The sequence below is a fragment of the Shewanella sp. M-Br genome, from assembly GCF_036245925.1.
Taxonomy (GTDB): domain Bacteria; phylum Pseudomonadota; class Gammaproteobacteria; order Enterobacterales; family Shewanellaceae; genus Shewanella; species Shewanella oncorhynchi.
Genome location: NZ_BJBV01000002.1, coordinates 231178 through 242199, shown reverse-complemented (window position 1 = coordinate 242199; position 11022 = coordinate 231178). Strand labels below are relative to the sequence as shown.

5 protein-coding genes and 1 pseudogene are annotated in these 11022 nt (G+C 43.7%); all 6 read right to left on the bottom strand.

The features are described 5' to 3' along the window. Positions 1-463, bottom strand: a pseudogene (locus AAA952_RS02995) (hypothetical protein); the annotation flags it as partial. Next, the gene (locus AAA952_RS02990; protein ID WP_263181518.1) at positions 463-990 is read right to left on the bottom strand and encodes a DUF4231 domain-containing protein; all 528 of its coding nucleotides are present in this window, start codon (positions 988-990) and stop codon (positions 463-465) included. The pseudogene AAA952_RS02995 and the gene AAA952_RS02990, both read right to left, overlap by 1 nt. A gap of 754 nt (positions 991-1744) precedes the next feature. Beyond that, positions 1745-2278, bottom strand: coding sequence for a cell division protein ZapC (locus tag AAA952_RS02985; protein WP_105252649.1), 534 nt, complete (start codon positions 2276-2278; stop codon positions 1745-1747). A 200-nt stretch (positions 2279-2478) separates the two neighbouring features. Next, a complete protein-coding gene (gene pyrD, locus AAA952_RS02980; RefSeq protein ID WP_113940562.1) occupies positions 2479-3498 on the bottom strand; it encodes a quinone-dependent dihydroorotate dehydrogenase in 1020 nt (339 codons plus the stop codon). 63 nt (positions 3499-3561) lie between these two features. Continuing rightward, complete coding sequence (locus AAA952_RS02975) at positions 3562-8406, bottom strand: NAD-glutamate dehydrogenase (protein ID WP_173244568.1); 4845 nt, start codon at positions 8404-8406, stop codon at positions 3562-3564. Between the two features lie 264 nt (positions 8407-8670). After that, positions 8671-10986 carry an efflux RND transporter permease subunit gene (locus AAA952_RS02970; protein WP_113940560.1) on the bottom strand — a complete coding sequence of 772 codons (2316 nt, stop codon included), beginning with the start codon at positions 10984-10986 and terminating at the stop codon, positions 8671-8673. Positions 10987-11022 lie beyond the last annotated feature (36 nt).

Sequence of the window (11022 nt, the reverse complement as noted above, 5' to 3'; positions counted from 1 at the left end):
CAACTTTACGGGGGTTGTTTGTTAGCAAACGTATTTCAGTAACAGAGAATTTCTCTAATATCTGAACCGCTCTTACGTATTCTCTAGGATCTTGATCAACACCTAAATGGCGATAAGCGTCAGATGTATCTAAGCCGTGTGTCAAACCAAGCTGCATACCTTTAACTTTGTTTAGCAACCCCGCACCTCTTCCATCACAGAGCATGTAGATTAAATAACCCCCTTCTACTGCGATCCTCTTCTGGCTTTCGCTTAACTGGGCGTGGCAATCACAGTCTAGGCTTCTAAATATTTCTGCTGTATAACAAGCGCTTTGGACCCTAACTAATGGCACTGCTTCATAATTAGGATTAACAAGGACAAGTATATTGTCTTCTTCGTGTTCCCCCCAGTTAAAGCAATAAAAATCGAACTCTCCAAATTTAGTTTTAATGTGAGTTTTTTCAACTTGATAACAACCCATTATTCATTTTCCTTCGGCGTATTTTGTGGCGCAGACCTAATATCTTCTGGATTTGGAACCATCGGGACCCATGAATAATGAGCGTTCAATGCTATCTGAGCGACATTTTCAACTAGAAGTTTTCCTGGATCAGGGTGATCAGAATATTTAGCGACCCGATATTGATACTTATAGAGATTATCTTCTAGCTCTCTTTGTGAAGTCCTGTATAAAGCCCAGAGCTGCTGTGGTTTCCGCAACTGCAACCATGCCGTTGAAAACGCCACGGCAACTGAAAGCAAAGTAGGCACCAGCTTTGAAAATACAAAAACTGACCCATACTCACCAAACAGTTTTGCTATATCTTCGCCTAGTGTAACGAAAATTGGTGCTGCTAGAGCACCTCCCATCGAAAGCCAAAAGCACAACATGGATTCGTTCTTGTTGTGAGTTGATTTGTCTTTGAATCCCTTAATTATTGCTTTGCAAAACTCTTCTGGATTTTTTTGTACATCATTAATATTTTCTTTTTTAGACTTATCTACCATTTATATAAGACCCAAGTTTGGCTGACGTATAACATCTTAATATTTATGCGCAGCGCTGTTTGCAGAGCATAAATCGTTTGTTGGACTTGGCCACCACCACATCCATGTAAATTGGTGTAAATGATGCTATAGGAATTTGCTTTTTTGGGGTAGTGGTTTTTCATACAAAAAGACCGGACACCCCCCAATTTTTTTGCTTTTAGCGCTGCGCAAACAATACAGAAAATAGTGCCAACCATAGTTAAATGATAACTCTCGCCTTTGAATCAACAGACTACGCAAATGCTAAAAGGTGCGCCATGGTGATTGGCGAGACGACCGTCCGACCCATGGACGGGGCGGTCGAGCATCCACGGATGGACTCGCTGCGAGTCGACGAGTGAATACCATGGCAAACCTATCTATGTGGATCAAGTGAGCTTATTATCAGTAAGGAATCAGTTCACTTTATGATGCTGGCAATCCATGACGGAATATTTGGCTCACCAAACTGCTCTGCATACTTCTTGGCCTCGTCACTCTCCTTCTATTTGATAGAAAAAGCTGAGCCGAGTTTAGAGTAATAAGACTCACGAATTATCGTTGGGTAGCATTCGATAGAAAGGTGTTGAAGAGTCACGTGACTAATTTTAGAAAAAAGCTTTCTTAGCAGAAAAGAGTACGGATAGCGCACTAATGCTATGGAGATTTAAGCGAATTATCGGCTAATAATAGATATCAAAAAAACCATAATGACTATTGATCTGCAAACACATTATGCCGCAACCACGTGGCGCTGTGCACGCAGTGGGTGTAATCGATTATGCATCACTTTAATGGTTTCAAACTGCACCATGGTTTTAGCGCCTGACAAGACACATTCGGGTGACAATAACATCACTAGCGCGGACTGAAGGGTATTTTCAACCACGAGGGCGAGTACTCTTTGCTTTTGGCATTTTAGCTCAAATACTTTACCTACATCGCTATAAACACAGACATCACTGGTATCAAAAAACCATGATTTAGGCATTTGTGGTGTCAGCATAAAATGGGCGGCGGTGGCATTGAGGGCGATTTGCACAATAGCAGCATCGGACAAAGACAGGGTTTTAGGCAATCTATCGAGTAAGTTCATATAGAATTTGGCGTGCGCAATATTAAATTCCATGCTTGATAAGGCATCTGGAATGAGTAATTTTGCTTTATAAGACGTCAGAAATTCTATCTCGGAACCTAACGATACGCCTAATACACCATACGAATCGTTATATTTCCATTGCCAATCTTTTTGCGGCATTAATAACATAACGGTGACCCAATATTTGAACACTGGGACATAATAGTAGATATTTTATCCAATATCAAAATAAAAATAATAAAATACAAATTATTTAACAGTTACTTAGTCGATCTATTGTAAGATCTTAACAGCGATCTAAGGATCATTTTAGATCGCTGTTAAAGAATAAGATCTTATTTTAGATCGCTATATTGATCTTAAGATCATTATTTCAAGCGGTATGCATTCACTATTTCTTTAATTAACTTCGGACCTTGATAGATAAAACCTGAATAAATCTGAACCATAGTGGCGCCCGCATCGAATTTAGCTAAGGCATCTTCAGCGCTATTAATACCGCCCACACCTATGATCGGGATCTGCCCTTTCAAACAAATTGCCAATTGCTTAATCACTTTAGTAGACAGCTCAGTTAAGGGTTTGCCGCTCAAGCCGCCGCTTTCATTGGCGTTGGCAAGACCGCTAACACCATCACGCGTTAAAGTAGTATTGGTCGCAATTGCGCCATCAAATTTGTTTTTAATCAAAGCTTGTGCGATATTTTCAATTTCTTCGATGGTTAAATCTGGAGCAATTTTAAGCGCGATGGGCACGTATTTTTTATGCTTTTCGGCCAGCTCAAGTTGCTTAGTTTTAATTGCGCTTAATAATTCATCTAATAGATCGCCATATTGTAGCGATCGTAATCCTGGGGTATTGGGTGATGAAATATTCACCGCAATATAAGCCGCATGGAGATAAACTTTATCCATGCAGATCAAATAATCGTCTTTACCTTGTTCTACTGGCGTGTCTTTATTTTTGCCAATATTGACGCCAACCATGATATTGGTCTTTTTAGCGATCAAATTTTTGACCAGATTATCGACACCCTTATTATTAAACCCCATGCGATTAATGATGCCTTTGGCAGGCTTTAATCTAAATAGACGGGGTAAATCGTTACCAGGCTGTGGTCTTGGGGTAACTGTACCCACTTCAATATGACCAAATCCCATCGCATGAAAGGCATCAATCGATTCGCCATCCTTGTCCATACCGGCAGCAAGTCCCACTGGATTAGGAAAGGTCAACCCCATAAAGCTGACAGGAGCAGGTGCAATCGTTTGTCCATATAGACACGTTAACGGGCTATTGGCGGTCATTTTTAAACTGCCTATAGCAAGATGGTGAGCTCGCTCAGGATCCATCTGAAACATGACTTTCTGTGCGATTTTATAAAACATGTACTTTCCTCGACCTAAAAAAAGCCCCGGCGATCGCCAGGGCTTCTGATTGTTATAATAAGTTTACTTTTGGCCTTCGCAATGAAGGATCAGAAGGTTAAGTTCACGTAGGGCGACAGAGAACTTAGCAAACTCATGGATTTGCGACGTTTTAAAGTCAGCTAGCATGTGGAACCATCTTTCCAATAAGCCTTGATTTATCTCAATCCACTGAGAAATCACACTTTCGGCATCACAGGTTGCACTGCAGGTTCTTAAGACCACTGAACTCAATGCACGTTGTTGCCAATCTAACTCTTCCCTAAAGGCGGCACGAGCCAGTGCTTGCCAATGGTTCGCTACAGGTTGAGCGCTGATCTGTTCTAAGAACCAATGCAGCTCAACGCGGGCGCCGAGTTTGAAGTAAGTTTCAGCCACTAATGCCACTGTCTTATCTTCTGTTTGCGCAATTTGGGCAATGTCTAAGGCAGAGAACAAGGTGCTCATGTTAGCCACAATCGTTGCCACAGCTTGTGGTACGTTTTCTTTGACCAAGGCATTGATCTCAGATTGAATACCTTTCGCTTCTTCTTCGACCAAATATAAATGAACATTATCTTTAATTTGTTCAAATACCGGTTTGAAGAAAGCAACGGTTTGTTCGATGCTCCAAGAGCGGTTACGGTGACGTAGGAACCAGCGGCTAGCACGACGCATATTGCGGCGTAACTGATGCAGCATTTCACCTTGAACCACAGCCGGAACTATGCCGTTTAAGTCAGTGATCGATTTAGTTAATTCAGCTAAACCAAATACTTCGCGGGCCATAGTGTAGCAAATTGCCGCGTCGGCAACTGAGGCACCAGTCTCATCTTGCATACGTTGAACAAAATTCAAGCCCATGTCGTTGACGAGTTCATTGGCGAGTGAGGTCGCAATGATTTCGCCACGCAGTGGATGGGTTGCCATTTTGTCGCTGTATTTTTCCTGAAGTTTTTTCGGGAAATACGCGATAAGCAGTTGGCTTAACAGAGTATCTTCAGTGATTTCTGGCGTCACTAATTGCTCTTTCAGCACCATTTTCGCATAAGCAACCAATACTGATAGCTCTGGGCGCGTTAATGCACGACCACTGGCTAAACGTTCAGCTAGCTCATCGTCAGACGGTAAGAACTCTAACGCTCTGTCTAACTTGCCTTCTTTTTCCAGGTACTGGATAAAGCGGATCTGCTCTTTTAACTGCTCAGCACCGCGCACTTGAGTCACAGAGATAGTACGAGTTTGATCTTTACAGTCTTGTAGTACGATTTGGCCGACTTCTTCAGTCATTTCTTCCAGTAAACGGTTACGCTGCTTAAGCGTCAGTTCACCTTCAGTCACCATAGCGTTCAGCAAAATCTTGATGTTCACTTCGTTGTCTGAACAGTCCACACCACCAACGTTATCCACGAAGTCAGTGTTGATACGGCCGCCATTAGACGCATATTCAATACGACCTAACTGAGTACAACCTAAGTTACCGCCCTCACCGACTATCTTAGCGCGTAGTTCGCCACCGTTGACACGTAGAGCATCGTTGGCACGATCGCCGACTTCAGCGTGGGTTTCCCGTGAAGATTTCACATACGTACCGATACCGCCGTTCCAGATCAAATCCACTGGCATTTTCAACAGTTCTTTCATCAGCTCAGTTGGGGTCATAGAGGTTTTCTCTGTGGCCAACATTTGCTTCATCTCTGCCGATAATGGAATGGATTTAGATGAACGGAGGAAAATACCGCCACCTTTAGAAATCAACTTGCTGCTGTAGTCTTCCCAGCTTGAACGTGGCAGAGCGAATAAACGCGCCCGTTCATCATAACTTAATGCCGTATCAGGATTTGGATCGATAAAGATATGCATGTGGTTAAAGGCTGCAACCAGTTTAGTGTGCTTAGACAACAACATACCGTTACCGAATACGTCGCCCGCCATGTCACCTATACCTAAACAGGTAAAGTCTGTGGTTTGGCAATCAATACCAACTTCGCGGAAATGACGCTTAACCGATTCCCAGCCGCCTTTGGCCGTGATACCCATTTTCTTATGGTCATAACCGTTACTGCCACCCGATGCGAATGCATCACCGAGCCAGAAGCGGTATTCGAGGGAAATCGAGTTCGCGATATCAGAGAATGTCGCAGTGCCTTTATCGGCTGCTACCACTAAATAAGGGTCATCTTCATCGTGACGAACCACATCCAATGGATGAACGATTTCACCGTTCAAAATGTTATCGGTAATATCGAGCAATGCACGGATAAAGATGCGGTAGCATTCTTGACCTTCGGTGAAGAAAGCTTCACGGCCGCCTTCAGTTGGCAATTGTTTACAAACAAAGCCACCTTTAGCACCCACAGGCACAATCACAGTGTTTTTCACTTGCTGTGCTTTTACCAAACCTAATACTTCGGTACGGAAGTCTTCACGGCGATCTGACCAACGCAGACCACCACGAGCCACTTTACCGTAACGTAAATGCACACCTTCAACCCGTGGCGAATAAACGAATATTTCGAATTTCGGCAGTGGGCGTGGCATTTCAGGGATCAGTGAAGGCATGAATTTAAACGAGATATAACTCTTAGATTCGCCTTTGGCATCCAGTTGGTAGAAGTTGGTACGCAGAGTGGCGTTAATCAAGTCTAAATAACGACGAATAATACGGTCATCATCTAAGCTAGACACTTCGTCTAAACGTAAATTGATCTGCTCCAAAAACTTACCCAGAGTACGGGTTTTCAGTTTAGGGTTAAATTTACGGATGAACATCTTCACCAACAAATCAGCGATTTGTGGGTAACGACCGAAGGTTTCTTCAATATATGACTGACTGAAAGTTGCATCGATTTGACGCATGTATTTCGCATAAGCGCGCAATACAGAGACTTCACGGCCGGTTAAACCAGATGCCAGAATAATGCGGTTGAAGCCATCATCTTCTAACTTCTTTTGCCACACTTGTGACAGTGCAGTTTGGAATCTATCTTGGCTATCAGCGATGTTATCTGTGTTGACGACTTTAACTGTCATCAAGAAGTCTAAGATCCAGAAGGTAGAACCGTCTGAAGTCGTGACTTCATATGGACGCTCGTTGATCACGCGCAGACCAAAGTTTTCGAGCATTGGCAACACGTCAGATAGATGAATAGGCTCATCTTTATGGAATAGCTTTAAACGCACTTTGTTGTCGTTCAGCGCCGCTTCCTGCGGTTGATAGAACAACATGCCGAGCTTGTGTTCATCATCCAGTGCTTCGAGCTGTTGCATGTCAACGACGGCAGAACTTGGCAATACGTCTTCTTTATAGCTTTGTTCAAACGCATTGAAATAACGCTTAGTCAGATGAGTGCCAGCTTCTTCGCCGAGTGCACTGTTAAGCGCAGTGCTTAACTTATCTTCCCACGAACGTGCCGCTTCTATTAAGTTGTTCTCTATGGCAGCCACATCTACATCCATATTATTGTTATCAACTTTGACTATGTAGTGAGTGCGGGCTAGCGTCGACTCGGAGAAATAAGTCGTAAACTCTACATCTTCTTTGCTGTTAAAGTGCTGGGCCAGAATACGTTGAGTATCTTGGCGGAGTTTAGTGTTGTAACGATCCTTAGAAACGTACACTAAACAGGATAAAAAACGGCCAAAGCCATCTTTGCGTACAAAGAGTTTCAGCTTGTCTCTGTCTTGCATTTCTAACACGCCATGGGCCATGTGCGATAAATCATCAACATTGGCTTGAATTAGCTCGTCACGAGGTAAATTCTCAAGGATGTTTAGCAGGGCTTTATAGTCGTGTGAACGTGGGGTCAAGCCTGAACGATCTAACACACGCTGCACTTTTTCATTCAGCAGTGGGATTTCACGTGGACTGCGGTTATACAGGTTTGACGCATATAAACCGATAAATCTATCTTCGCCAATCACATTGCCTTTCTTATCGAAACGCTTAATACCGATATAATCGACATAAGCTGGGCGATGCACGCGGCTCTTAGCGCTGCTCTTAGTGAGGATCAGTAAGCTGTGATCTAAGGCTTCTTTGCGGGCACTATCGGAGAAGCTAGATAACAACAAACCTTGCTCAGGTTGCGCTTTAGTGTGCTTGTTCATCAAACCTAAACTAGAGGCGATATTAGGCACTAACTCAACGTCACCTTCGACACGTTTCAAATCGTATTGACGGTAACCTAATAGCGTAAAGTGATGATTATTCAAGTAAGTCAGGAAGTTAATCGCTTCTTCTAACTCTTGCTTATCGCCCGGGAACGGACGTTTTGGCAATTCCTTGATCATCTCAGCCAACTTGGCAGACATGACTTCCCAGTCGTTGACTGATGAAGCGACATCGGCAAGCACAGACTGAATTTCGCGCTCTAATGCTTTGATATCAACCGTGCTGCTTTGACGGTCAATTTCAATCAAAAATACGGCGACATGCTCAGTGCTTTCAGGGCTCTGATTAAGATAAGTGACATTCGTCACACCACTTTCTGAACGCTCAATGGCCAGTGGAGTGTGCAACATCATGTGAGCAGTAATACCCATACGATTCAATGCCATACCAACTGAATCGACCAAGAATGGCATGTCAGGTTGGATAACTTCAATGATCGAGTGAGTAGATTGCCAGCCGTGTTTGGCTTGGCTAGGATTGAACACTCTCAGATGAGTGTTACCTTTTGGTGTTTTGTTCAGGGCGTTCCATAAACTGAGAACCGCACCGTATAAATCACTGTCATTACGCGCATTGAGATCGTCTTTCGACATGTGGGCATAAAGGCAGGTGGCGAACTGTTCAACTTGCTTGGCTTGTGAATTAGGGACTTTAGCGTGAATTAAACTGACTACATTTTCAAGTAGTACTGAAGGCATTGCATCTTTCAAGGCCATGTTGCTGTTTCCTTAAGCGTCTATGGCAGCGCTTTTTTCATTATTTGGATGCTTCGGCTTAACAATCGCAGATAAATTAATGTGATCTAGATCGTCGCGCGAAGTTTATTACTAAAACCGCTGTATTTCGAGGAAAATTTTAGTGGTACATCCTCTTGAAATCCAGTGTTGGCGTAAACAAGGAATGACAAATGACCAAACAATCGATAAAGCAGACTAAGTATTCAAAAGTAAATGGGGAGCTTAGCTCCCCATTTGTAGACTCTACTTAGGCTGGCGCCAGAAAATGGCGGCCAATGCAGGTAGGATAATTATGGCACCGAGCATATTTACCACAAACATGAATGTTAACAATATTCCCATGTCCATTTGGAATTTAAGCGCCGAGAAGAACCAAGTACTGACACCAATCGCTAAAGTCAGGCCCGTAAAGATCACCGCACTGCCCCGTTCGACCAACGCCTCATAGTAAGCCTGTTGCACTGGCATACCATTTGATAGCTTAGACGACATAGTCGAGAGGATATAAATACCATAGTCCACACCAATACCAACCCCCAGCGCGATGACAGGTAAGGTACTGACAGCTAAGCCAATATCGAGCTGAGTCATCAAAGCCTGTGCCAGTGTCGACACGACATATAACGGAATAATGACCGCCACAGTGGCTTTAAAAGATTTAAAGCTGATTAAGCAGAGTACAAACACTGCACCATAGACGTATATCATCATAGGTAACTGTGCCTCAGCCACCGCTTCGTTAGTCGCTGCCATTACACCCACAGGGCCCGACGCCAGTTTAAACTGCAACTTCTCGTTGTCCATTTTCGCGGCGACGGCTTTGACCTTAGCGACCACAGTTTCTATGGTTTCGGCCTTGTGATCTTTCATAAACAGATACACAGGCATGACAGAACAATCGCCATTTAATAAACCTGAAGTCGTGGGAATTTGGCCAATGGCCTGTACTAAGCTCGCCGTTGTACGCGGCAACACTTCCCATCTTGGATTACCTTCGTTGAAGCCTGCATTCACTTTTTTAGCGACAGACGCCAGACTTACAGTCGACTCCACCCCTGGGGTATTGCGTACTAACCACTCAAACTGATCAATTTGAGTGAGCACATCGTGGTAAGTACAGGCTTCAGGTGCTGCCTCAACAATCACAGTCATCACATCTGTGGTGATAGAGAAATGATCTGTGATGAAGAAGGTATCGAGGTTATAACGCGAATCTTGATGTAACGCTGGCGCGCCGCCCTGTAGATCACCAATCTTCATCTGATTGGCTTGTTGCAGACCCACAAAATACAACACCACAGTGGCAATAATGACTACCACAGCATATTTAGGCGTTGCAAAACGCGCCATGAAGCGCCAAATAGCCTCAGTTCGCACTTCTTCAGCCGTTGGTTCTGCATGTTTATTGACTTTGATTTCAGTAAAAGAAATCACCAAAGGCAATAGGATAAGGTTAGTGAAAATGATCACGCCCACACCGAGCGAGGCAGAAATCGCCAGCTCGCGAATAATCCCAATATCGATAAATAACAGGGTAATAAAACCAACAGTATCGGACAGTAATGCCACACCACCCGGCACTAATAAACTACGAAATGCCGACGCCGAAGCCGCTTTTGTCGTTTGCCCGTCGAGCACTCGACGCCGTACAGCATTGATGATCTGCACCCCGTGGCTCACACCGATGGCGAAGACTAAAAACGGTACCAGAATCGACATAGGATCGAGACCGAAACCTATCACAGTCAATAAACCAAGCTGCCAGACCACAGCCGTTAAACTGCAGACCAGTGGCAGCATGGTCAAGATGATGGATTTAGAAAAGAGGTAAACCATGATGGCGGTGACCAAAATCGCGATCACGAAGAACAGCAATACACCCTTAGCACCATCAGCCACATCCCCCGCCATTTTGGCGAAACCTATGATGTGAATTTTAACCTTATCGGTTTCGAACTTGCCCCTAAGCTCTTTTTCTAATTGTGCAGCAAAAGCAATGGTATCAAGCGGTTTACCCGTCTGTGGATCAAAATCCATTAATTGAGCCGACACCATAGCCGCACTGTAATCGTTGGCAATTAATCGGCCGACAATCCCTGCTTTTTCAATATTATCGCGAACCGTTTCTAACCCAGACACTGAAGTTGAAAAATCCGCTGGAATAACTGGCCCGCCAGCAAAACCATCCTCAACGACTTCAGTAAAACGAGTGGAAGGCGAAAAAATTGATTTCACCTGCGCACGGTCAACCCCTGGAATAAAAAACAGCTGATCATGCACGTTTTTTAAGGTATCAAAATAGTTAGCATTAAAAATATTACCGCTGGTATCCTCAACCGCCACCATGATGCTGTTGGCACCACCAAAATCTTTTTGGTGTTTCAGGTAGGTCTGCATATAACTGTGCTGCAGTGGAATATTTTTGATAAAAGCCGCATCCATTTTGAGTTGACTGGCCTGATAGCCAAAAAACAACGTCAAAAACACAAAAATGCCGACGACCCATGCGCGATTGCGAAACAAAAATGACTCAAATCCGTTGACCAGTTTTTCTAACATCTTCTCGGCCCTGTTATTTATTGTAGTTTTAAAATT